Source organism: Pseudomonas sp., from assembly GCF_050739935.1.
Taxonomy (GTDB): Bacteria; Pseudomonadota; Gammaproteobacteria; order Pseudomonadales; family Pseudomonadaceae; genus Aquipseudomonas.
Genome location: NZ_JBOICF010000003.1, coordinates 19895 through 41951, shown reverse-complemented (window position 1 = coordinate 41951; position 22057 = coordinate 19895). Strand labels below are relative to the sequence as shown.

Annotated in this window: 20 protein-coding genes; 9 read left to right on the top strand and 11 right to left on the bottom strand. The window is 58.7% G+C overall.

Translation table 11 applies throughout. The annotated features are described in order from the left end of the window. Nucleotides 1-476: 476 nt before the first annotated feature. The 7 genes from ACRER8_RS00245 to ACRER8_RS00215 form a co-directional block, all read right to left on the bottom strand. Nucleotides 477-2093 carry an inorganic phosphate transporter gene (locus ACRER8_RS00245; RefSeq protein WP_431744373.1) on the bottom strand — a complete coding sequence of 539 codons (1617 nt, stop codon included), beginning with the start codon at nt 2091-2093 and terminating at the stop codon, nt 477-479. 266 nt (nt 2094-2359) lie between these two features. Beyond that, nucleotides 2360-3193: an aldo/keto reductase gene (locus tag ACRER8_RS00240; RefSeq protein ID WP_431744372.1), complete on the bottom strand. Its 834-nt coding sequence runs from the start codon at nt 3191-3193 to the stop codon at nt 2360-2362. 345 nt (nt 3194-3538) lie between these two features. Then, on the bottom strand, nt 3539-4999 hold the full coding sequence (locus ACRER8_RS00235; RefSeq protein ID WP_431744371.1) for an efflux transporter outer membrane subunit: 1461 nt from the start codon (nt 4997-4999) through the stop codon (nt 3539-3541). After that, nucleotides 4996-5913, bottom strand: a complete 918-nt coding sequence (locus ACRER8_RS00230; protein ID WP_431744370.1) for an efflux RND transporter periplasmic adaptor subunit — start codon at nt 5911-5913, stop codon at nt 4996-4998. Before ACRER8_RS00230 ends, ACRER8_RS00235 begins: the two co-directional genes overlap by 4 nt. Then, nucleotides 5910-6119, bottom strand: a complete 210-nt coding sequence (locus ACRER8_RS00225) for a DUF1656 domain-containing protein (RefSeq protein ID WP_110948379.1) — start codon at nt 6117-6119, stop codon at nt 5910-5912. Before ACRER8_RS00225 ends, ACRER8_RS00230 begins: the two co-directional genes overlap by 4 nt. Further along, complete coding sequence (locus ACRER8_RS00220) at nt 6116-8206, bottom strand: FUSC family protein (RefSeq protein ID WP_431744378.1); 2091 nt, start codon at nt 8204-8206, stop codon at nt 6116-6118. The genes ACRER8_RS00225 and ACRER8_RS00220 overlap by 4 nt, the downstream gene beginning before the upstream one ends. A 5-nt stretch (nt 8207-8211) precedes the next feature. Beyond that, nucleotides 8212-8664: a MarR family winged helix-turn-helix transcriptional regulator gene (locus ACRER8_RS00215; protein ID WP_431744369.1), complete on the bottom strand. Its 453-nt coding sequence runs from the start codon at nt 8662-8664 to the stop codon at nt 8212-8214. Between the two features lie 616 nt (nt 8665-9280). Between ACRER8_RS00215 and ACRER8_RS00210 the strand changes: the two genes are divergently transcribed. Next, nucleotides 9281-9949: a polysaccharide lyase family 7 protein gene (locus tag ACRER8_RS00210; RefSeq protein ID WP_431744368.1), complete on the top strand. Its 669-nt coding sequence runs from the start codon at nt 9281-9283 to the stop codon at nt 9947-9949. Between the two features lie 126 nt (nt 9950-10075). Here the strand turns inward: ACRER8_RS00210 and ACRER8_RS00205 are convergent, their stop codons facing one another. Further along, nucleotides 10076-11407 carry a heavy metal sensor histidine kinase gene (locus ACRER8_RS00205; protein ID WP_431744377.1) on the bottom strand — a complete coding sequence of 444 codons (1332 nt, stop codon included), beginning with the start codon at nt 11405-11407 and terminating at the stop codon, nt 10076-10078. A 35-nt stretch (nt 11408-11442) separates the two neighbouring features. Next, the gene (locus ACRER8_RS00200; protein WP_431744367.1) at nt 11443-12138 is read right to left on the bottom strand and encodes a heavy metal response regulator transcription factor; all 696 of its coding nucleotides are present in this window, start codon (nt 12136-12138) and stop codon (nt 11443-11445) included. Nucleotides 12139-12429: 291 nt separating this feature from the next. Here ACRER8_RS00200 and ACRER8_RS00195 point away from each other — a divergent pair, with 291 nt between their 5' ends. The 3 genes from ACRER8_RS00195 (at nt 12430) to ACRER8_RS00185 (ending at nt 14583) form a co-directional block, all read left to right on the top strand. Continuing rightward, nucleotides 12430-13035 carry a hypothetical protein gene (locus tag ACRER8_RS00195; RefSeq protein WP_431744376.1) on the top strand — a complete coding sequence of 202 codons (606 nt, stop codon included), beginning with the start codon at nt 12430-12432 and terminating at the stop codon, nt 13033-13035. Nucleotides 13036-13196: 161 nt separating this feature from the next. Further along, nucleotides 13197-13820 carry a cytochrome b/b6 domain-containing protein gene (locus tag ACRER8_RS00190; protein WP_431744366.1) on the top strand — a complete coding sequence of 208 codons (624 nt, stop codon included), beginning with the start codon at nt 13197-13199 and terminating at the stop codon, nt 13818-13820. After that, complete coding sequence (locus tag ACRER8_RS00185; RefSeq protein WP_431744365.1) at nt 13813-14583, top strand: molybdopterin-dependent oxidoreductase; 771 nt, start codon at nt 13813-13815, stop codon at nt 14581-14583. Before ACRER8_RS00190 ends, ACRER8_RS00185 begins: the two co-directional genes overlap by 8 nt. 224 nt (nt 14584-14807) lie before the next feature. Here ACRER8_RS00185 and ACRER8_RS00180 read toward each other — a convergent pair whose 3' ends face one another. Beyond that, complete coding sequence (locus ACRER8_RS00180) at nt 14808-15740, bottom strand: hypothetical protein (RefSeq protein ID WP_431744364.1); 933 nt, start codon at nt 15738-15740, stop codon at nt 14808-14810. A gap of 404 nt (nt 15741-16144) precedes the next feature. Here ACRER8_RS00180 and ACRER8_RS00175 point away from each other — a divergent pair, with 404 nt between their 5' ends. The 3 genes from ACRER8_RS00175 (at nt 16145) to ACRER8_RS00165 (ending at nt 18064) form a co-directional block, all read left to right on the top strand. Further along, entirely contained in the window at nt 16145-16621 is a 477-nt protein-coding gene (locus ACRER8_RS00175; protein WP_431744363.1) for an N-acetyltransferase family protein, read from the top strand. Between the two features lie 371 nt (nt 16622-16992). Next, nucleotides 16993-17256: a DUF1652 domain-containing protein gene (locus ACRER8_RS00170; RefSeq protein WP_431744362.1), complete on the top strand. Its 264-nt coding sequence runs from the start codon at nt 16993-16995 to the stop codon at nt 17254-17256. Between the two features lie 388 nt (nt 17257-17644). Then, nucleotides 17645-18064, top strand: coding sequence for a hypothetical protein (locus ACRER8_RS00165; RefSeq protein WP_431744361.1), 420 nt, complete (start codon nt 17645-17647; stop codon nt 18062-18064). A 74-nt stretch (nt 18065-18138) separates the two neighbouring features. On the opposite strand, the gene ACRER8_RS00160 is transcribed toward ACRER8_RS00165, so the two are convergent. Then, nucleotides 18139-18453 carry a hypothetical protein gene (locus ACRER8_RS00160; protein ID WP_431744360.1) on the bottom strand — a complete coding sequence of 105 codons (315 nt, stop codon included), beginning with the start codon at nt 18451-18453 and terminating at the stop codon, nt 18139-18141. 912 nt (nt 18454-19365) lie between these two features. On the opposite strand from ACRER8_RS00160, the gene ACRER8_RS00155 reads away from it, so the two are divergent. Together ACRER8_RS00155 and ACRER8_RS00150 are read left to right on the top strand one after the other, a co-directional pair. Beyond that, nucleotides 19366-20796, top strand: a complete 1431-nt coding sequence (locus ACRER8_RS00155) for a pyridine nucleotide-disulfide oxidoreductase (protein WP_431744359.1) — start codon at nt 19366-19368, stop codon at nt 20794-20796. Between the two features lie 196 nt (nt 20797-20992). Next, nucleotides 20993-21934 (top strand): ketopantoate reductase family protein, encoded by a 942-nt coding sequence (locus tag ACRER8_RS00150; protein ID WP_431744358.1) that lies wholly within the window; start codon nt 20993-20995, stop codon nt 21932-21934. Nucleotides 21935-22057 lie beyond the last annotated feature (123 nt).

The window sequence follows — 22057 nt, the reverse complement described above, 5'->3', positions numbered from 1 at the left end:
TGTCTGACACTCCGCATTCGCCAGCAAGCCGGCTCCTACACAGGAATCCCGTATGACTGCGGATTTTCGAACGACGTAACCCTTAGGCAGGCCAATGTAGCCATCAATGGCCGAACAGTGAGGGCTTGGGACGTGGATCGTGTTTGGTGGGGGCGTATGGTCAGGGGGATTGCAGACGACCGGAGACTTGAATGGATCACGATTTTGTAGGAGCAGGCTTGCTGGCGAACGCGGTGTGTAATCCAGCATTTATGTGTCTGACACTCCGCATTTGCCACCAAGCCGGCTCCTACACAGGAATCCCGTATGACCGCGGATTTTCGAACGACGTAACCCTGTAGCAGTCCGGCTTGCCGGCGGTGACGGCCTTTAGATCGACACCGCTGGCTCGCAGGACTGCTACAGATGGTGTTTCAGCGCGCAAAAAAACAGGCGCTTTGGGCGCCTGCGAAGGAGAGCACGGGAGTCTCTGCGAATCAGAAAATCTGGGTGAAGAACCAATACAACCCGCCCGACAGCAGGATCGCCGCCGGCAACGTCAGAACCCAGGCCATCGCCAGGTTGCGCAGGGTACGCATCTGCAGGCCGGAGCCGTTGGCGGTCATGCTGCCGGCCACGCCCGAAGACAGCACGTGCGTGGTCGACACTGGCAGCCCGTACATGTCCGCTGCGCCAATGGTCAGCATGGTAACGACCTCGGCCGACGCGCCCTGAGCGTAGGTCAGGTGGGTCTTGCCGATTTTCTCGCCGACGGTCACCACGATGCGTTTCCAGCCGACCATGGTGCCCAGCCCCAACGCGATGGCGACCGCGATCTTGACCCACAGCGGGATGAAGCGCGTGGCGGTGTCGATCTGTTGTTTGAACAGGTCCACCTTGCCCTTGGTGTCGGCGTCGAAATTGCCGACCTTGTTCTTGTCCATCAGGCGGATGGCTTCCGACGTCAGATACATGTCGTTACGCACGTTGGCCGTGGCTTCGGCCGGCACTTTGGCCAGCGAGCCGTAGCTGCCCACCTGATCGCCGATCTTGCCTGCCATCACTGCCAGGGCAGGCACCAGCTCAGGCGTTGGCTGCTTGTCGCGAATGTAAATGGAGAGGGTTTGGCGCGAGTCGGCAGGAGCCGGTAAGGGCGCAACCTTGGTCAGCGCCTGCTGCGTGACTTGCGCGACAGCGGCGAACTGCAGTGACTGATCGGCCGGCATGGCGCGGTTCAGCGCGTAGGCCATCGGCAGGGTGCCCACCAGAATCAGCATGATCAGGCCCATGCCTTTCTGACCGTCGTTGGAACCGTGAGCGAAAGACACGCCGGTGCAGGTCAGGATCAACAGGCCGCGAATCCAGATCGGCGGCGGGGTATTGCCCTCCGGCGCCTTGTACAGGGAACGGTTCTTCACGAACATGCGCAGGGCCAGTAGCAACAGCGCGGCGCAGGTGAAGCCCACCAGAGGCGACAGCAGCAGGGAGTAGCCGATCTTGGTGGCCTGCGACCAGTCCACGCCGCTGGTGCCATCTCGGCCATGCATCAGCGCGTTGGCAACGCCCACCCCGATGATCGAGCCGATCAAGGTGTGCGATGACGAAGCCGGCAGGCCCAGCCACCAGGTGCCAAGGTTCCACAGGATCGCCGCGATCAACAGCGCGAAGATCATTGCGTAACCGGCGGACGAGCCGACTTGCAGGATCAGTTCGACCGGCAACAGCGCGATGATGCCGAACGCCACTGCGCCGCTGGAAAACAGCACGCCCAGGAAGTTGAACGCGCCCGACCAGACCACGGCGAAGTTCGGCGGCAGGGAATGGGTGTAGATGACGGTCGCCACCGCGTTGGCAGTGTCGTGGAAACCGTTGACGAATTCGAAGCCCAGAGCGATCAGTAGCGCAACGCCGAGCAGCACGAACGGGGTCCAGGTCAGCACGACCGTGCCCAGATCATCCATGTCCTGCTTCAGACTGAAAGCCGTGTACAACAGGCCCAATCCCAGTACGACGAAGAAAATAACCATCGTCAGAACGCCGGGCTTGCGCCCGAATTGGGCACTCAACCCGGCACCTTGTTGCGGGGAGCCATGAGCCAGTGTGGGGGTCGCCATGATTCACAGTCCTGTTGAGATGGGATGCTGAACATGATCATTTCAAAATATGACAGGTACGCGACACAGATCAGGCTTGCCGTGGATTTGTTGGGCTAAGGGACGGATGGCATGGCGAAAACATGCTTCTGCGGGAGGCGCTCGGCGTGGCAGCGATTTGCTATCGGATGATGGGGCGGCTCGATCTCTGGCAGCACGGCTTGCTGGCGGTGGCGATCTTAAAGGCACCACCAACAAGCCGGACTGCCACAAGTTGAGCGCCGTGGTCAGACCATCGCCAAGCGTTTTTTGTGCTGTGGCGCGGGCCACGAAGTATCGATCAGCCGTTCGTCATCGAGACTCAGCTCAATGCCCCCAGCGGCGGCATTCAACTCGAGATGATGAGGATCAACCGCTTTCGGAATGGCGATCACGCCGTCCTGACGCAGTACCCAGGCCAGGCTGATTTGCGCAGCAGTGGCGTCGTGGCGCTCGGCGACTTCGAGGATGGCGCGGTTGGACAACAGTTTGCCTGCCTGGCCGATAGGGCAGTAGGCCATGAGCGGCATCGCGGCGTTCTGCATCCATGGCATCAGGTCGTATTCAACGCCGCGCTCTTCGGGGTTGTAGAGCACCTGATTGGTAGCGCAGCCGCTGCTGGACGCGAACGCGCTCAACTCCAGCATGTCCGAGACATCGAAATTCGACACTCCCCAGCGACCGATCTTGCCCGCCTCGCGCAGACGCTCGAAGGCTTCAACGGTTTCTTCAAGCGGGTAAGACCCCGGCCAGTGCAGCAGATAGAGATCGATGAAATCGGTTTTCAGTCGTTGCAGACTGCGCTCACAGGCTGCGGCAACGCCTTTGCGGCTGGCGTTGTGTGGGTAGACCTTGCTCACCAGCGTGACCTGATCGCGCTTGCCGGCGATAGCCTCGCCCACCACTTCTTCGGCACCACCTTCGCCGTACATTTCGGCGGTGTCGATCAGGGTCAGGCCCAGATCGATGCCCAGTTCCAGCGCAGACACTTCGGCCTGCCGTTGATGACGGTCTTCACCCATGTGCCAAGTGCCCTGGCCAATGACGGGAACGGTTTTGTCTGCCAGTTGAAGCGTGCGCATGAGGGTGTCTCCTGCCGATGGGTGTATAGAGAATTCAGGCAGTGCAGGCGGGCAGGGGTTCAATTCAAGAGGTAGCTGTGAGGGATAAGCGGCAGGCTTCAAGCGCGATTGTGAGGTTGGACACAGATCCACTGTGGGAGCGAATTCATTCGCTATACGCCGGCACAGTCGACACATTCTGTCGTCTGGACCTAAGTCTCGCGAATGAATTCGCTCCCACAGTCTGATCTCCACCAAGCCACTTCTGAGTCTGCGCCTGTGCCGGCTGGGAGTTCCGTCAATCCCGATCCAACGCCAGAAAGGTAGAGATAGATCCCTTCAAAAGCCATTCCTGGCACCTCGGGATTATTTCTTCGCCTGCTCCGGCGCGGCGGCAGCAGGCGGTTGTCCGGAATTCTCCCAACCCCCACCCAGCGCCAGGAACAGGTCTATTTGTCCCATCGCCACCTGGGTATTGGCCGCTGCCAGTTGTGCGGTCACGTCGGTGTAAGTCCGGGTGGCCTGCAAATCGGCGAGGAAGGATTCCCGGCCCGCCATGAAGAAACGGTGGGTCTGGTCGGCCGCCTGCTTCGCCGATTCCGCGGCATCGGCCAAAGCGTCGCGACGTTCCAGCAACGAGGTGTATTGCGAGAGACCGGTTTGCGCCTCGCGAATCGCATTGAGCACCACGCCGTCGAAATGGGCCAATGCCGCCTGATTCGAGGCTTCGGCCATGTGAATCCGCGCGCGGGCGCCGTTGGAAGGGATGGTCCAGCTGATCACGCCACCAAACCCCCAGCGGTTGGTCGACGGCTCGCCGAGTTCCTTGAGGATACCCACGGTGCCTACCGTGGCGCCGATGCTGATGTCCGGATACAGCTCGCCGGTAGCCACGCCGATTCCGGCACTGGACACCGCCAGTCGCCGCTCCGCCTGACGCACATCAGGACGACGCTTGAGCAGCGCGGCACCATCGCCCACCGGCATCACTTGAGCAATGTGCGGCAACTCGGCGCATTCGGCCACGCCTTTGGGCAACTGATTCAGCGGCTTTGCCAGCAGCATCGATAAGCGATACAGCCCGGTTTTCTGTGCGGCTTCGTATCGCGGCAGGTCGGCGCGCAAGGATTTGTACTGGGTCTGCGAGCGGGTGACCTGTGTTTCATCGCCTCGACCGGCATCGCGCAGGCGCTGGGTCAGACTCAGGCTTTGTTGCTGCAGCTCCAGGGAGTGCAGGGCGATGTTGCGTTCTTCGTTGGCGGCGCAGATTTGCGTGTACGAGCGCACCACGTCGGCCACCAGGGTGATCCGCGCGGTATCGACGGCGGCCTGGGCGGCGTCGGTGCTGGCCTCGGCGGCTTCGATCCCGCGCTGAAGAACGCCGAACAGGTCGAACTGATACGACGTAGTCAGGCTGGCATCACCGACGTTGGCCACCGGCACTTTCTCCGGCAGCAGGTATGCCTGTCCCGCCTCTTGCAGACGCTGTACCCCAGCCTTGGCGTTGCCGCTCCAACCACCGGCGGCCTCGGCTTCATTGGTCTGATAACGTGCTCGCTGCAGGTTGGCGGCGGCCAGACGCAGGTCGGTACTGGACGCCAGCGCCTGATGCACCAGTTCGTCGAGTTTGGGGTCGTTGTACAGACGCCACCAGTGCGCTGGGACCGGCGCCGATACCACGTTGGTCGAGGAGCCCGCCAGCTCACCCTGCAGATCAGGGCGATTGACGGCAGCGTCCTTCGGCAGTTTGTAATCCGGTCCGACCACGGTGCAGGCCGAAAGCAGCACACCCAGACTCACGATCAACAGACGCGCGCCGGGTTTCATTGAGCGGCTCCTTTGTCGGAGGTTTTGTCGGCGTTCTCTTCAGCAACGGCGTCATCGATGATCGACACCGTCGCGGTACGCCCGGCGATCATGCGGAAATCCATCGGCACTTCGTCAAAGGCAATACGCACCGGGATCCGCTGAGCCAGACGCACCCAACTGAACGCCGGGTTGACGTTGGGCAGCAGATTGGAACCGCTGCTGCGGTCGCGGTCTTCGATACCGGCCACGATGCTCACCACATGACCGCGCAGACGGGCGTTGTCACCGATCACGCGGATGTCCACCTTTGATCCGATGTGAATGCCGTCCAGTTTGGTCTCTTCGAAGTAGCCGTCGATGTGATACGAGGCGCTGTCTACCACCGACAACACAGGGCGCCCGGCACTGACGAATTCACGATCCCGTGGCGCGCGGTCGTTGAGGTAGCCATCGACGGGACTGCGGACCACCGAGCGGTCGAGGTTCAATTGAGCGGAATCTACCGCCACCTGCGCTTCGTTCAATGCCGACAGTGCGCGGGCTTCCCTGGACTGGCTCTCCTCCAGCTGCTCACGAGCCACCAGATTGCCCAGGCCACGGTTACGCTTGTTTTCACGCTGCGCCTGTTCCCAGGTTTCCTTGCGCTCGGCCACGGTCGCCTGCGCCTGACGCAAGGCCAGACGGAAGCGATCCTGGTCGATGGTAAACAGCACCTGGCCCTTGGTGATTGCCTGGTTGTCGGATACCGAAACCTTTTGAATCAACCCGGAGACGTCCGGGGCGATCTGGATCACGTCGGCCCGGATATGGCCGTCGCGGGTCCAGGGTGCATACATGTAATACATCACCATGCGCCAGACGACGATCGCGGCGAGGATGACAACCAGCAGTGTCAGGACCACACGGCCCAGAGTCAGTAGGGGTTTTTTCATTTCATCAGGTATCGACTAAGGGTATCCACGACGCCGAGCAGCAAAGCGTATAGACCGACGTTGAACAAAGCCCGGTGCCAGACCAGGCGGTAGAAGTGGGCACGCGACAGCACGGCGTGAACCAGCAGGAAAATCACATAGGCGATGCCCATTAGCACCAGAAACGTAGGCAGGAAAATCCCGCCGATATCCAGATCACCGATCACAGTGGCGCTCCATCGATGCCAAACGGCGGTTGTTCTTCTTGCTCGGCGAGCACGTCCACGATCTCCACACCCGGCAGCAATGCCAGACGCAGACCGCTCAGGGCGTGCAATAGATGCAGACGCGATTCGTCGTCGCCCATCCAGTCGAAGGTCAGCGAGCGGCGGGCGCGGTCCATGGTCGTCAACAGACCTTTGGGTGCAGGCAAACGCTCACCGGCTTTGAGACAGGCGCGGAAATATGTGCCCACTTCTGTGGCCACCTGACGCAGCAACTGCCGCGGCACCGCATGAACCCGTGGCATGTAGGCCAGCAGGTCGAGCATGTTCAGCGCCACCCGCACTTCGCGCAGCGGGATGTTGGTGTCCTGCGCGGTGATCGCCAGACGTGGCAAGTGCTGCATCAGGCGGTCGAGCATGCGCACGCCCATCTGCCGATGTTCGGCCAGGGTCGCTTCCTCACTCAGCGCCACGATGTCGCGCCAGCTGAAACGCGTCAGGCGTTTGGCCGCCACTTCCGTGCCGAACGGCCGCACGATCAAGGTCCAGACAAAGGCGAACGCCAGACCCACGGGGCCTGCGAGATTGGAATTCACGAAGTTGAGGAAGTCGGCGTCGTAGGCGCTCTGGATGCTGATGAACGACGAAGTGTTAACGATGGTCAGCAGGGTGCCCAGGTAGAACTTCGGCTGCACGGTCAGGGTGCCGACGCAAATGAACGGCACGGCGAATGCCAGCACCAGCATCGGGAAGTCGTGCAGATTCGGCAGGACCACGAACAGATAGAGGCTGGCGAAGATCACCGACAGCATCGTCCAGAAGAAAAAGCGGTAAATCTGCGGCGCCGGGTCGTCCATCGCCGCAAAGAAGCTGCACGCCACCGCTGCCAGCGCGACGGCACTGGCGCCGTCCTGCCAACCCAGCAGAATCCACAGGGTCGAGGCGACGATGATCGCGCTCACCGAAGTTGCCACTGAATACAGCATCATGCCTTTGTCGAGAAACGGCGACAGGCGTCCCAGACGCCAGTGGCGATAGACCGCGCGCCAAGGCCGGTGATCGTCGGTTTCGATGGCTAATTGCAGGCTGCGGCAGTCTTGCCACAGGTCAATCCATTCGCGCAGGCGATAAAGCGCGTTGGACAGCAACAATTGTCGGCGGTCATCCAGCTGCGCCGGGGTCGGCTGCAAGCGGTCGAGCTCGGCGTGCAGAGCCTGCCAGTATTCGACCGGCGCGCCCTCTGCGGCCGTTTCCACCCAGTCCCGGCATTCGAGGATCAGCGGCGCGAGATCGGCCACCAGCTCCGGGGTGCGGCGTTCCAGGGCCCAGAGTGCATCGTCCAGGGCATCGATCACCGGCAGCAGATGGATCATGCGGCCGCGCAATTCCTTGGCGTTACGCACGGTCTGGCGGTGAGCACCCTCGTGGGGCAACTGGCCGATCATCAACTCCAGACTGTTGAACGTGCCGACCATGGCCGTGCGCAGCGCTCCAACGGTTTCCGGAGTCGCGCTGCGTGCCAGGAACAGGTCGCTGTAGGTCGAGGCGTCTTTGAACCATTTGCCCATGGCGTCCACCAGCACCGGCGCCAGGCGACGGGGCCAGAACATTGCGCCGACCACGGCGGCGCAGACGATGCCCAGCAGGATTTCTTCGGTCCGCGACACGGCGATGTCGAATACCGCTTGAGGGTTGTCCACTACCGGGAAGGAAATCAGCGGCATGGTGTAACCCGCCAGCATCAGGGCGTAGCTATTGGCCGTACGCAGATGCAATGACAGGAACAGCAGGGTGCCGGTCCACAGAGCGATGACCACCGCCAGCAGAAAAGGCGTCTGCACGAACATCGGTACCAGCACCACCGACGCCGCGGCACCGAGGAAAGTCCCGGCCGCGCGATACAGCGCTTTGGAGCTGGTCGGCGCCACGAAGGGGCTGGAAACAATGTAGACCGTTGCCATCGCCCAGTACGGACGCGGCAATTCGAAAATCAGTGCGAGATACAACGCCAGCATCGATGCGGCGAAGGTGCGCACGCCGTAGAACCAGTCTCGCGAGGGTGGAACGCCTTGGAAAAAGCCTTTGAACATGTCTTTCAAGATGACAGCTCCGGCCCCATGGGGCTGGCCTTGGCGAACGCCTTGAACACGCGCAGGGTGGCTTCCAGGTCGGCGGCGTCGATGTCATTGAAAACATCGCGGCGCAGGCGGATCAGCTCGTCTTCGATGGAATTGGCAAGCGTGCGGCCTTCTTCGGTCAGGCTCAGTGCTTTGGCCCGGCGGTCGGTCGGGTCTTCAGTGCGCTGTACCAGATTGGCTTTGCCCAACTGATCGAGCAGGCGCACCAGTGAAGGGCTTTCCAGTCCGCACGCCTGCGCCACCGTGACCTGACGTACGCCTTCACCCAGCCGCGCAATCATCAGCAGGGGACCTGCGCAAGCCTCGGACACGCCATAGTTCATCAAAGTGGTCTGACACACTCGGCGCCATTGGCGGGAAGCCGCGACCACGCCGCCGGTGATGTGCATTTGCAGTGAGTCTAGGGTCATGAGGGTGCCACTGGATTGAACAATAGATGGGGTTTGGTTAGGCACTGAATGATTAGTCGCCGTACTATTAGGTTCCTAACTATTAATATCCGGTAACAATGTTCTTTCGTCAAATGAAAAGTGGATGAGGAGATGGGCGGTTTGTAGCGGGTTTGGGCCGCCGCGCTGTTAAACCTGTGGGAACGAATTCATTCGCGAGAGCCTGCTACAGGCGACGCACATTTGCCGACTAAAAATCCGTATCGCGAATAAATTCGCTCCTGCAGCGTTTTACAGGCCCTGATTTAATCGACCGTCTGTCGGCCTGTATCGGCGTTTTTGAACCTTTTTTCGGGACTGTTATCACGGCCCTTCAAAAAACTGGCGGCATCATGAAACCACCATCGTCCCGGTTTGCGCCACGTTGATCAAAAAACGCGCAATCAGGCGTATGAACGAAGTGATGTTCAAATGGTGGCCCGAGTCGAATATCGATCAATTTCGGCGGTTTTTTGACTGGTAAGGGAGTTAAAGAACAACTGATTCAGCCGATAGCAAAGGCGACCGGAACGGGGCGCAAAACCCCTATCCAGACACTTTCCTTTGCTGATGCGCGCCGCGCATCCATGAGCGCAACATGATCGACCTCGCCACTTGGAATCTTTCTGAACCTGTGGGTATCCCTGCAGCCACTATCGACACGCCGAAACTGGTCGGCGGCTATCAGGATGGTTATTTCCGTTCCGGAGACACGCTGTTCTTCTGGGCGCCAGTGACAGGTTCACGGACCGACAACGCCATCTATCCGCGCACGGAATTGCGAGAAACCTACGCCAACGGGGCCGTGCACAACTGGACCTACAATCAGGCGGACAATTTCCTGCGGGCGGCGCTGACCGTTGACCAAGTGCCGTCGACCGGCAAGATCGTCATTGGTCAGATTCACTGTTATGGCAGCACCGAGCCGCTGATCAAGTTGGAGTACCAGTACAAGGAAAAGACCCAGAACGGCAACATCGTCGCCAAGTTCCGCCTCACGCCGACTTCGGAGCCGGCTGTGATTCAGATTGCGACGGGTGTTTTACTCGGGGAGCGCTTCACTTACACCATCCACCTGACTCCCGCTGGCAACCTGACGGTCAATGCCCACGACATGCAATGGAGCGCCAAACTGGACGCCAGCTGGAACAGCAAGCAGCTGTATTTCAAGGCCGGTGTGTACACCCAGGACAACACCGGCTATGCGACCGAGGGCGGAGCGGCAACGTTCTACAAGTTGCAGATTTCCCACGATAAGAAGGCCTGAAACGCTGTGATCGCGATCATGTAGGAGCCGGCTTGCTGGCGAACGCGGCGGGTCAGATACATTAATGTCGACTGACACACTGCTTTCGCCGGCAAGCCGGCTACACGTTCCGCGCATCGTGGAGTGTCAGGTAGCCGGGAAGGCGAGGGTAAAACAAATCCTGCCCGCCACCGGCTGGCTCACTGTCACTTCACCACCATGCAAGCGCATGATTGCTGCGACGATCGCCAATCCCAGCCCGTTGGAGTCCGAGCTCTGATGGCGCGAGGCGTCAGCGCGGTAAAAGCGGTCGAACAGTTTGCCGAGGGCCGAATCGCTCAAGACCGGCCCCCGGTTTTCCACTTCGATGCGGCATTGTTGGCTGTCTTCGACCACCCGTATCTCGATCTCGCTGCCTTCGTCGGCATAGCGAATCGCGTTGGCCACCAGATTGCTCAAGGCGCGACGCAGCAGCAGCGGGTCGGCATCCAGATGACCGTCCCCCGATGTGCGCAGGGTCATCCGCCGCTCTTCGGCCAGACCTTCGAAATACCCCGTCACCCTCTGCAGTTCATCGGTCAGATCCAGCGCCTGCCGATTCAGCGCCGCCTGGGCGTCGTCGGCGCGGGCGAGAAACAGGATGCTCTCGACCATTCGCGAGATGCGCTCAAGCTCTTCCAGGTTCGAAGCCAGCAGCAGTTGGTACTCATCAGCGGTGCGCGGTTGCCGTAGCGCCACCTGGCAATGTCCCATTAACGAGCCCACGGGCGTGCGAATCTCATGGGCCAGATCGGCGGAGAACTGCGTCAAGCGCTGATAGCCGTCGGCCAGCCGGTCGAGCATGCCGTTGTAGGCGTCGCTCAACTGTTGCAATTCAACCGGCGTGTCGCTGCTATCCATGCGGCTGTCGAGGCGTGCGGGGGTAATGGCCGTGGCGTGCTCCGCCATCCGCCGCAGTGGTCGCAGGCCCCGGCGCAGCAACAGATAACCCAGCCCGGCGGTGAGGGCAAAAGCCAGGGCGATGGAGAACAGAATACGGTTACGGAAGCTCGCCAGCGTGGCCATTTCCTTGACCGCCAGATGCGCGGCGGTCAGGTGCACGACCTTGCCGCCGGACATCGCTGCCACCGTGGCAGCGCGCAGTGGCACGCCTGGGTTGACCAGGCCACTGCGCAGGTCAGCGACACTCAACGGCTGATTGGGCTCGACCACCGGCATTGGCGGCAGCGGCGCGTGCAGCGGATTGACCATGATCACCGGGGCCTTGCCAGGCTCACCAATAATGAAAATGTCGTCCTCGCTGTCCAGCATGTTCTCGAACAGTTGGGGACTGCTCTGCAGGGTGTCGAGAGTCAGGTCGTATTGCAGCAGTTTGCGAAAGTGATCGAGCCGCGCCAGCACTGCATGATCGCTGCGGGTCATCACTGAGGCTTTCATGGTTTCGTACAGGTACATGCCCGCGCTCGCGACGGCGAGCATCGCGACGACCGCAAAGGCCAAGGTCGAACGAAGGGTCAGAGAGGGTTGGCGTCGGGCTCGCACGGCCGCACCTCGCAGACATAACCGATGCCGCGCACGGTGTGGATCAGTTTGACGGGATACGGCTGGTCGATTTTGCTGCGCAGGCGCTTGATCGCCACATCGACCACGTTGGTGTCGCTGTCGAAATTCATGTCCCAGACTTCCGAGGCGATCTGCGTCCTGGACAGGACGTCGCCTTCACGACGCAGTAACAAGTGCAGCAGGGCGAATTCCTTGTTTGTCAGGGTGATCAGCTGTTGCTGGCGGGTCACGCGGCGCCGCAACAGGTCCAGTTCGAGATCGGCCAAATGAAAGTGATCGGCTTCACGGACCACGCCGCGACGCAGGATAGTGCGAATGCGTAGCAGCAATTCGGTGAACGAAAACGGCTTTACCAGGTAATCGTCAGCGCCGAGCTCCAGCCCGCGAATCCGATCCTGCAACTGGTCGCGAGCGGTGAGAAACAACACCGGCACATCCTGTCTGGCGCGCAGGATTTCGATGATTTGCCATCCATCGATACCCGGCAGCATCACATCCAGCACCAACAGGTCGTAGCGGTGTTCCAGCGCCATGTGCAGGCCGTCGGCGCCGTGCTGCGTCCAGTCGACCTTGTAGCCGGACTCGCTGAGGCCCTTTTTCAGGTACTCGCCGGTCTTGGTGTCGTCTTCGATAAGCAGGATGTGCATCGTGAAGGCTCGCTTGACGTCATGGTGGCAACGCCAGACGCAATATCAGGTGGCTGTCGCAAAGCTCGCACAAAGCGGCTGGATACCGCGTCGTTTGCGGAGTGTAACCAACTGCGAGCGTGAGGACGGTTACATTTTTGTCATCGATATTCAGCATCGAACGAGTCACCACGAATGACAAAAATGTCATCGGCCGGTCATTGTCCGGTGCCGGTGGTGGGGGGAGGATGGTCGTCGTTCGCAGCGCAACTGTAATTCCTCAAACTGCCCTTAAGGAAAGTCACAATGAAAATGAAGACTGCACTGTCCGCCACCTTTGGTCTGCTCGCGCTGAGCGCTGCCGTGATGGCATCGGCCGCCGATATGCCGGTGATCAAACCAATGCGTGGCACGGTCGACAGCGTCGAGAACAACACCCTGAACTTCACCACGCGTGCCGGCGCCCATCAGAGCATCGGCCTGACCGACAAGACCGGCGTGCGCCTGGTGTCGAAGACCGATGTCGAGTCAATCAAGTCCGACAGCTTCATCGGCTCTGCCGCCACACCTCAGGCTGACGGCACACTCAAAGCCCTGGAAGTCACTGTCTTCGAAGCGAGCCTCAAGGGCAGTGGCGAAGGTCACTACGGCTGGCAGAACGCTGACGGCAGTACCGGCACCATGACCAACGGCACCGTGGGCAAGCTGACTCAGGCTAATGGCCGCACCTTGAGTGTGAGTTACAAGGGTGGCGAGAAGCAGTTGGTGGTGCCGGACGATGTGCCGATCGCTTATGTCGAGGCAGGCAAGGTCGATCAATTGGTCAAGGGCGCCAAGGTCGTGGTTTTTCCGGGTGAAGATGGCAAAACCGCGCGCGGTGTAGCGGTGGGCAAGGATGGCTTCCAGCCGCCGATGTAACCTGACGCATTTAAGCCACCGTTGAATAGACGATTGACGTAAAACCTGTGGGCGCGAATTCATTCGCGAACAATCGTTCAGCCGATAAAGATGTATCGGCTGTGCCAGAGTCTCGCGAATGAATTCGCTCCCACAGAAGTATCCGTGGCCGGAGGGAGTCCATGAAAAAAACCAGAATCCACCCCTGGCCCATTCGCCTCACGCACTGGATCAACGCCTTCGGCATGGTCTGCATGTTCATGAGCGGCTGGGGCATCTACAACGCTTCGCCGCTGTTCCGCTTTTCGTTTCCCAAGGATTTCACCCTGGGCGGCTGGCTCGGCGGGGCGCTGGCCTGGCACTTTGCGGTGATGTGGCTGCTGGTGATCAACGGTTTGATTTACCTGCTGTACGGGCTGTTCAGTCGGCACTTCAAACGCGACTTCCTGCCCGTCACCCCCAGGGCCGTCAAGCGCGATCTGCTCGACGCCCTGCGTTTTCGCCTCAAGCATGAAAAGGGCGTGTACAACGCGGTGCAGCGGCTGATGTATTGGCTGGTGTTGGCGGCCGGGGTATTGATCGTGGTCTCGGGACTGGCAATCTGGAAGCCGATTCAACTGCAGGAACTGACTGCCCTTTTCGGTGGTTATGACTTCGCTCGTTTCGTGCATTTTGCAGCTATGGCGGCGATCGGCGCGTTCGTCGTGGTGCATCTGGCGCTGGTACTGCTGGTGCCGAAAACCCTGTTGCCGATGATCACCGGCGGGATCAGAACTGTAGAAGGCGGGAAGGTCGACCATGATTGAACCGAAGAAACGCGCCATCGAGCGCCTCAGACTGGAGCCGGCGCAACAGACCCAGCTGGAAAACCTTCAGCGTCGTCACTTCCTCAAAGGCAGTCTGACGGTAGGCGCCATGGCCATGCTCAGTGGCTGCAACCTGCAGGATGGCGATCAGGTCGACAAGGTGTTGTGGGCCATGTCGCGCTGGAACGATCGGGTTCAGGCCTGGCTGTTCAGCGGCCAGAAACTGGCGCCTACGTTCAGCAAGGCGCAGATCCGCAACCCGTTTCCGTTCAACGCGTTCTACAGCGAGGACGATATCCCGGACCTGGACGTGGCCGACTGGAAACTTGGAGTCTCGGGACTGGTGCGTGACAAGGCGCCATGGACCCTGGACGGGCTGCGCAAATTGCCGCAGCGCAGCGACATCACTCGGCTGATCTGCGTCGAAGGCTGGAGCGCGATAGGGCAGTGGGGCGGAGTGCCGTTAAAGACCTTCCTGGAGCACGTGGGCGCTGATACCACGGCCAGGTTCGTCGGCTTCAAATGCGCCGACCGCTACTATTCAAGCCTGGACATGCCCACCGCGCTGCATCCGCAAACGCTGTTGGCACTGGACTTCGGCGAAGTCGCCCTGCCACCAGACTACGGATACCCGTTGCGCGTTCGGGTGCCGACCAAGCTGGGTTTCAAGAATCCCAAGCATATCGTCGAGATCTTCGTCACCAACGATTATCCAGGCGGATACTGGGAGGATCAGGGATACAACTGGTTCAGCGGAATCTGACGCCGAAGTTTGTCCTGAAAGGCATCGCGTTTGGGGCAGTGTTGTGTTGCCGCCGCCAATTCGTATTGGGACAGGCAAAAAAAATCCGCGCAGGCCCGGGTTTCAGGGCGCTGCGCGGATCGTCTACGACTCTGTCAGTGCATGAACAGCGCGATCAGGATAATGATCGGAATTGGAATACCCAGGAACCACAGAAGTAATGAGCGCATGGTGTTTCTCCTTGATCAGCGAATGTTTGAAGTGGTGGTGTAGGCACGGGTTTCAACGTAGGTCACAGCGTCACGACGACGGCCACCCCAGATTGCGGCAAGGCTGGCAACGAAGGCACCGCAAAGCAGCGCGACGAAGGTCCAAAGAGCGCTCATCGCGGCAACTTTCGCAGCGGTATCGGCGGCTTGCTGAGCTTTCAGCTTGGCGTCAGCGACAGCCTGCTTGGCTTGGCCGTAGACCTGGTCCACACGAGCCTGCGCGTCGGCTTGGCTCAAGTTGGTCCGTTGGGCAACCAATTGCGCCAGATAAGTGCGGTCTTCAGGAGCCAGCTGGCCATCGTTAGCCATAGTCTTGGTGAAAATACGTACCACCACGCCGCGGGCAGCATCGTCGCTGACGGCAGCAGGGCGATCATCGCGGAACAGGCTGTCAACGAAGTAGCCGTATTGATCGCTACTGGTATTGCCCGCGGCGGAACCTGCGGCAACGGCCGCTGTACCGGCGACGCCTGCTACGGCGCTGGCACCGGCTTTGACGCCACTGCCAACCATCCCGCTAACAGAGCCGACGATCAGCACCGCAGCGACCAAGGTTGCGATAGCCCAGGACAGGAAACCGTGGGCCGTATCGCGGAAATACACCTCATCGCCATGCATGTTCGACCATTTCACGCGTAGACGACCGGCAATGTATCCGCCGAGACCCGAAGCGATGATTTGCGTCAGCGCCAGCCAGATCACGGCGGAAATACCAATGGTTTTGGCACTGGCGCCTTCGCTGGCCCATGGCGACATTGCCGAGAAGCCAAGGCCCGAGCCCAGCAGGACAAGAATCAGCGATAAAGCAGCGGCGCCCGCGGCACCGGCGAGGATTGCGCCCCAGGACACGCCCGAGACATTGGAGGGTTCTTCAACTGCGGCAGGGTAAGAATCAGGCGAGACATTCATTGTTGTACTGCTCCGTGCGAATTGTGTTGTGACTTCGCTAAAGACTGTTGCAGTGCCTGTGCCAGACAGAGATATTAAAAAAATACTTAAATATCAATGAGTTATTAATGTTTAAAGATCTGAAGCTCATGCAAATTGCATGAACGGACATGCTGACGCGGGCGTTCTGCCCGGTTCGAATAAGTTCAGCTGCATCAGAGGCTTGCCACATGTATCTCGTGTAGCGATGAACTTGACGAAACAAGCGGCCACATTCGTGTGTCAGATAGGGTCAGTGCGGCACAGTCCGGGTCGAGGTGATGACATATATATGTGCTCTAAAGCGGTCCCGATGATGTGTCGATGCCAGCGTTTTTCACTTATAGTTTGCGCTCAGCTCCCGTTTCTTCGAGAGGTAAATCGCCATGTTCCTGCATCGTCCCCTGGAAGAAAAAGACATCCCCGCCATCTGCGACATGCCACAGAGTGTTGACGAGCTTTTCTACATGTTTCCCAAGGCGGTCTTCCCCCTGACACCCGCGCAATTGAGCGACTCCATCGAGCAGCGCTCGGACAACACGGTGATCGAGCTGAATGGCGAAGTGGTTGGCTTCGCCAATTTCTCTCGCTACGACTTCCGCGGTCGATGCTCCATGGGTAATGTCATCATGGCGCCCCACGCCCGCTCCAAGGGGGTGGGGCGATACATGATCGGTTGCATGATGGAGTTGGCCTTCGGCAAGCACGAGGCCAAGGAACTGACAGCTTCATGCTTCAACCACAATGTGCCTGGTCTGTTGTTCTACCCCAAACTTGGGTTCAAACCATTCGCCATCGAAGAGCGGCAGGACAAACGCGGCAACCGCGTCGCCCTGATTCATCTGCGTCTCACTCACGCATGAGATGGGCCATGTCATTCGTCGGTCAGCTTTACAACTGCCGACGAGTGGACGCCTCATAAAGAGGCCTGAGATCAGAGTGTTATGCCCGTCGATCTTCACTGCTCATGCATAAATGCGGTATGTTTCTCGCCGTTTTTCATTGATGAAACGATTCTTCATGGCGCGGATAATTGGTATTCCCAAGTGTGAGCATTGTCTGGCGTACAGTTGCTTCAATATGGAGCGGGGCGTATAAGTTGGTTATTCGCCAGAAGCCGCGAGGTACAAATGACGAATCTGGATAAACTGTTAAATCCATGGAAGCCATTGATAATAAGTTAGGCGACGAGCTGTACGCGTGGTGACAGAGGCCGCCTCAGGAGGAATCGCTAATGATCGCATGCACCCTCTCGAACCTTGAATTGCGCAGCATCATAGAAAGTACGTTTCTGCCCAAGCGCTGCAATTGCACCGTCATCGACGACACCATGACAGTGGAGGTCATCGACCCTGTCACAGAGCGCGTGGAGCTGCTGGCTACCGGCATCAAGCTCGACACGCTGGATACCAGCCGTGCGCTGAGCGAGCTGATTGCCAGACTGCACGCCGAATTGAAAACCATGCAACCCATGCAATTGCATGCACTGGCCAGTTAATCAGTTACGCACTTCATGCTGTGCGCCGTCAGCGCAAATCACGCCCACGAAGTTCCACTTTTCGTGGGCGTTTTTATATTCTTTCTCCCGCGCGTGCAGCACATTTATTTTGGCAGCTTTAGCCGTGTCATTAATGGGCCTGTGTTGATTGCCCGAATGATATAAAGGCGTTGGCGGTTGCGCGCGAAGTCCGAGTGCGGGTGAAGCCTATGTTGTATTGAAGAAGGCAGAGTCTGCGTTTCTTCTCGGCTCTGGGTCGCCTGTGAAGCTTGGGCTCGAAGGCATGACGCGTTCGAGCATCAAAAGCCTGTGGCAAAGCCTTCATTTACCTTTTATCTTAGTGTCGCGAACAACGGCAGAACGCCGATTTCGATTTCAAGGGGAATGCATGGCTGAGAATCAGCCCGAGGGCGTCCAGACGTTGCCAAGGGGTGCGAATTTCAAACGGATGCTGCGTCGACGCAAGGTGGTGTTCGGCATCGGTTTGCTCCTGGGCATCGTGGTGGTGTGCGTGACGGCCATTCTCATCATGCTGCAACGACTGGAGGCCCGAAACGCGTCTTTTCAGCCGCCCATGACTGCATTGGAGCGTCAGCGCCTTCTGCCGCCGGATCCGGTTCTCGATAGTGCGCCCAAGCTCGACGGCTTGCGTTATCGCCAGCAGGTTGAACTCAAGGTCGAGGGTTATGCACCGGAGGACGAGAGGTCCGAACGTGAAGAGCCGCTCAGTCGCACATTGATTCTTCAGCATGAAGATTTGCACGCCGATGCTCATTCAGATCTGCGTCCCGCTGCTCAGACTCCATGAACGTCCTTACGCTGATGTCGGCGGGGCCTAAATCCTTTTGGTTGACGACACCTTCTTTGACGAGCCACGAGCGATCAATGCACCCTTCGCCGATGCTCGTTCTCGAATAGCAGTCTGAACTGCTCCTCTCCGCTGTCTTGAATCGCGTAATGGTCGCGAACCGGACCCGCCTCGATCCTGCCATCCAGCGCAATGCGGATGATCGATGTCTTGGACAGGTAATCAGGCACGTCGCCAATGATTGTCAGCTCGCGCAGTGTATGCCCGTCCTGCTCGATGGTGGCTAGCCTGACCCGGCAAGTCGCCTGCATGGGGATAGGACCGAACAGTGTGTCCCGTGAATAATCGATTTCGGCAATGCTGGACCGAAGATTTTTCTCAGCATTCATGGCGGCGACCTCTATATCCATTCAAAAGTGAGCATAAGCCTGATAATTGAGGCGGATCTTCTTGAAATAGTTCTGTTTTTTCCGTCAAAGAGTGCGACCGTTCATCGGTTCAAAAAACGGCGCCAAGCAATCGCTTTGGGCTTCGATTTAAAAATCTGGCGCCATTAATCTGTTGGGTAGAATGATTAATAAAAGAAAGAGAGTCTTTCGCATTTCCGTAATAAGCGATGTTAAAACGACGACAGAATTACGACTAATCTGTCGGCGCTAATCATGTGCTTTTAGTGGCGAGGAAACTTGTGCCAGGAAGTAAATCGGGTTTTTTGATTTTAAAATCATATGATAACGAGCAGGAGTAACGGAAATTGGGCGTCAAAAAAATAAATCTATATAAATCAAACGCTTATATACGTAAAACCATAATCTATGCTTTTTCTCGAAAATTTGACACTCTCCGGCTTTTTTGAAACTATCGCTTTACAGTTTTTGGGTTTGTAACCATTTGTGGCAAAGCCGGTTCATTTCGAAATTCGCGCTCATGAATGATTCGAGGTGCTACGCGAAAGGGCGGTAGCGTCTCCGGAGACCAAGTCATAGATTGGTCAAGTAATTGATTGGCATGGAGTTTTCAACTGGTGCCAATTGATCGCGTTTAGGCTTTGAGTCCGTGGAATAGAGCATTGGCTCAATGCGCTGAATGAACTTGATTTGCATTACATCCTTCCCGTTTAAATCCTGCTTACACGGCTGCTCGTGACGGTAGTCATGCCTCGAGTTTTTATCAGTTTTCATCGAAATAAGCATTTCAACATAAAAAGAAGTCACGTCAGAGCGGCCGGTTGGTTGTGCCTGTTATTTGGGCCAGTCGTTCGGGCTGCGCTCAATGCATCGACTAAGTTCGGAGTCAATATTATGTATGGAGATCATCTGGAAACCGTTTGCGGTTGCGTAGTAGGGGGGGCCGGACCAGCAGGCATGGGGTTGCTTTTCAACGCTTTGAAAAGTGGCGCTATGCCGGAGCTGGCCAAGGAAGGCCTGATCATTGTCGATGCGAGTCCGACGCCCGGTACGGGCCGGCTGGGGGAGTATCAGATTACCGCCAACTCGGTGGGCGACGTATTTCTCGACTGTCTGCGCGATCCGGCGTTGCGCGATGTGTTCGAGCCTCTTGAGCACTCACCCGCCTATTGGCGCATCCGTCGCCAGGCGCAAAGCGCACCGCAGCTGTCGGACGTCGCCAAATTGCTGGCTGAGGCCTCGACACTGGTGCTCAATTTCATCGTCGAGCATTACGGTGTGAAACTCTGGACCAGCACCACCATTACCGAAGTCGTGAGTCATGACGACGAGTATCAAGTCTGGGTCGAGTCCGAGGGGCGCTCCCGGCGTATCCGCTGCCGCGCGCTGGTTCTGAACCTGGGTGGGCGGCAAGATCCGCAGCACCTGCTTCACAGCCTCGCCGATCAAGGTCTCGCCGTGCCGCCATCGACCAGAATGCTGAGCGCCGACGTCTTATTGCGCATGAACGGCGTGCAGTTGCGTGACTACTTCGCTCCGATGCTGGCGCGCAAAGGTCGGGTCAGCGTGGTGGGCGGTTCTCACAGCGCGTTTTCGGTGCTGGAAAATCTCGCCGACGCGCTGGAGTTCGCCGGTCTGCAAGAAGTGACGCTGGTGCATCGCTCGCCGATCCGACTGTTCTACGAGACGGCGCAGGCCGCGATGGCTGCCGGTTATGTCTTCGATCAGTTGAAAGACGTCTGCCCGGTATCCGGTCGAGTCAATCGCTCCGGCGGCCTGCGTTATCGCGCTCTGGACGTCGGACGTGAAGCACTGGCGAACGGGCACATCGGCAAAACTGGCGTGCGAGTGCAGATGCTGCAGACCCAGAACGGCCCCGAGGAGCAGTTTGAAAGGGCTCGCCAGGCTCTTGCAAAGTCGGATGTCGTGGTGCAATGCACCGGCTATCAGCCTTTGTTGCCTGCCATGAGTTACGCCGGTGGCAGCGCCATCAGTCTGACAGAGGTCAAAGGCGGTGTGGATTCCGACCCGTCCGGCTGCCCGCTCGACAGTAATGGCCAGCGTCTCTATGGCCTGCATCTGTTCGGACTGGGCGCAGGTCTGGGCGTTGACCCCCGCCTGGGCAGCGAGGCGTCATTCGACGGGCGGATTTATGGCGTCTGGCAGTTTCACCACGATGCCAGTAGCGCTGTGATCGATGCGGTGCTGGCGCGACTGCAACAGCCGGTTGTACAGCCAATCAGCCTCAGCCGCCGACTGGTGGCCATTCGCGAAGAGCAACGCCAGCCGTTCCTGTGGCCAGTATTGGCCAACGCGCAATCCTGACTCTCCTTGCAAGCCTGTGTCCCGGACCACCATGGGTGGTTCGGGATTTTTTTTACCCGCAATTTGCCGGGCCTGTGTCGGATCACCGGGCGCATTTATATGTTGGTCATCATCAAGCTTTTGGATAGAGTCGAGGCTTTCATCTATTCTGGGGTGTTCGGGCACCTCTGACCGACTCGATAAGGAACGACACAAGATGCGTATTTTGATCGTGGGCGCAGGCGCGATAGGTGGCTATTTCGGTGGCCGGTTACTGGAAGCAGGGCGCGATGTGACCTTTCTGGTCCGTCCCGGGCGCGCAGAAGAACTCGACCGAAGCGGCCTGATTGTGCGCAGCCCATTGGGCAATATTCTGTACCCGTCGCCGCCCCATGTCATGGCGCCGATGCTCGATCAGACGTTCGATCTGGTCTTGCTCAGTTGCAAGGCCTACGATCTGGACGCGGCCATGGATTCGTTCGCCCCGGCAGTCGGACCCGAGACAATGATCCTGCCATTGCTCAACGGTATGGCTCACCTGGACCGGCTGGCCGAGCGTTTCACGCCGGACAACGTGCTGGGTGGGCAGTGCCTCATCTCTCTGGATCGCGATGCCTCAGGCGCGATTCTGCATCTGAACGACACCAATCAGTTGTCTTTCGGCGAGCTGAGCGGTGTGTTGACGCCGCGCATCCTCAAGGTGGCAGAAGCCCTCCAACATGCAGGATTCGACGCCAATCTGAGTCAGCAGATCATTCTGGAGATGTGGGAAAAATGGTGTTTCATCGCTACCGGCGCGGGCATTACCGGTTCCATGCGAGCGAGCATCGGTGACGTGATCGCAAGTGATGGCGAGGCGTTGGTCCTCAGATTACTGGCTGAATGTGCCAGTGTCGCCGAGCATGCAGGCCATGCGGTTCGCAGTGAGGTGCGTCAGCGTTTCCAGGCCATGCTGACCAGCAGAGGCTCGAAGATGACGGCTTCCATGCTGCGCGACATCGAGCGCGGCGCGCCCATCGAGGTCGAGCACTTGATCGGCGACATGATCGCCCGGCGTCCTGGCGCCGACACGCCGGTGAGCGGAGAACTGTCGGCGCTGGATTTCGTTTATCTGAACCTCAAATCCTATGAAGCGCGGAGAGTACGAGAGCAGAAGTGACTGCGAAACCTAAATCCATCAGGCAATGAACCTGTGGGAGTGGGCTTGCGAAGGCTGCCCAGCCCCACATGTGATGCAAGTCTAATGACCTCATCGCGAGCAAGCTCGCTCCCATACGGGACC

Bases quoted from the DNA above. Each gene is read 5' to 3' on its own strand.
- ACRER8_RS00245 (WP_431744373.1), bottom strand. From the start codon at position 2,093: ATGGCGACCCCCACACTGGCTCATGGCTCCCCGCAACAAGGTGCCGGG.
- ACRER8_RS00240 (WP_431744372.1), bottom strand. From the start codon at position 3,193: ATGCGCACGCTTCAACTGGCAGACAAAACCGTTCCCGTCATTGGCCAG.
- ACRER8_RS00235 (WP_431744371.1), bottom strand. From the start codon at position 4,999: ATGAAACCCGGCGCGCGTCTGTTGATCGTGAGTCTGGGTGTGCTGCTT.
- ACRER8_RS00230 (WP_431744370.1), bottom strand. From the start codon at position 5,913: ATGAAAAAACCCCTACTGACTCTGGGCCGTGTGGTCCTGACACTGCTG.
- ACRER8_RS00220 (WP_431744378.1), bottom strand. From the start codon at position 8,206: ATGTTCAAAGGCTTTTTCCAAGGCGTTCCACCCTCGCGAGACTGGTTC.
- ACRER8_RS00215 (WP_431744369.1), bottom strand. From the start codon at position 8,664: ATGACCCTAGACTCACTGCAAATGCACATCACCGGCGGCGTGGTCGCG.
- ACRER8_RS00210 (WP_431744368.1), top strand. From the start codon at position 9,281: ATGATCGACCTCGCCACTTGGAATCTTTCTGAACCTGTGGGTATCCCT.
- ACRER8_RS00205 (WP_431744377.1), bottom strand. From the start codon at position 11,407: ATGCTCGCCGTCGCGAGCGCGGGCATGTACCTGTACGAAACCATGAAA.
- ACRER8_RS00200 (WP_431744367.1), bottom strand. From the start codon at position 12,138: ATGCACATCCTGCTTATCGAAGACGACACCAAGACCGGCGAGTACCTG.
- ACRER8_RS00195 (WP_431744376.1), top strand. From the start codon at position 12,430: ATGAAGACTGCACTGTCCGCCACCTTTGGTCTGCTCGCGCTGAGCGCT.
- ACRER8_RS00190 (WP_431744366.1), top strand. From the start codon at position 13,197: ATGAAAAAAACCAGAATCCACCCCTGGCCCATTCGCCTCACGCACTGG.
- ACRER8_RS00185 (WP_431744365.1), top strand. From the start codon at position 13,813: ATGATTGAACCGAAGAAACGCGCCATCGAGCGCCTCAGACTGGAGCCG.
- ACRER8_RS00180 (WP_431744364.1), bottom strand. From the start codon at position 15,740: ATGAATGTCTCGCCTGATTCTTACCCTGCCGCAGTTGAAGAACCCTCC.
- ACRER8_RS00175 (WP_431744363.1), top strand. From the start codon at position 16,145: ATGTTCCTGCATCGTCCCCTGGAAGAAAAAGACATCCCCGCCATCTGC.
- ACRER8_RS00170 (WP_431744362.1), top strand. From the start codon at position 16,993: ATGATCGCATGCACCCTCTCGAACCTTGAATTGCGCAGCATCATAGAA.
- ACRER8_RS00165 (WP_431744361.1), top strand. From the start codon at position 17,645: ATGGCTGAGAATCAGCCCGAGGGCGTCCAGACGTTGCCAAGGGGTGCG.
- ACRER8_RS00160 (WP_431744360.1), bottom strand. From the start codon at position 18,453: ATGAATGCTGAGAAAAATCTTCGGTCCAGCATTGCCGAAATCGATTAT.
- ACRER8_RS00155 (WP_431744359.1), top strand. From the start codon at position 19,366: ATGTATGGAGATCATCTGGAAACCGTTTGCGGTTGCGTAGTAGGGGGG.
- ACRER8_RS00150 (WP_431744358.1), top strand. From the start codon at position 20,993: ATGCGTATTTTGATCGTGGGCGCAGGCGCGATAGGTGGCTATTTCGGT.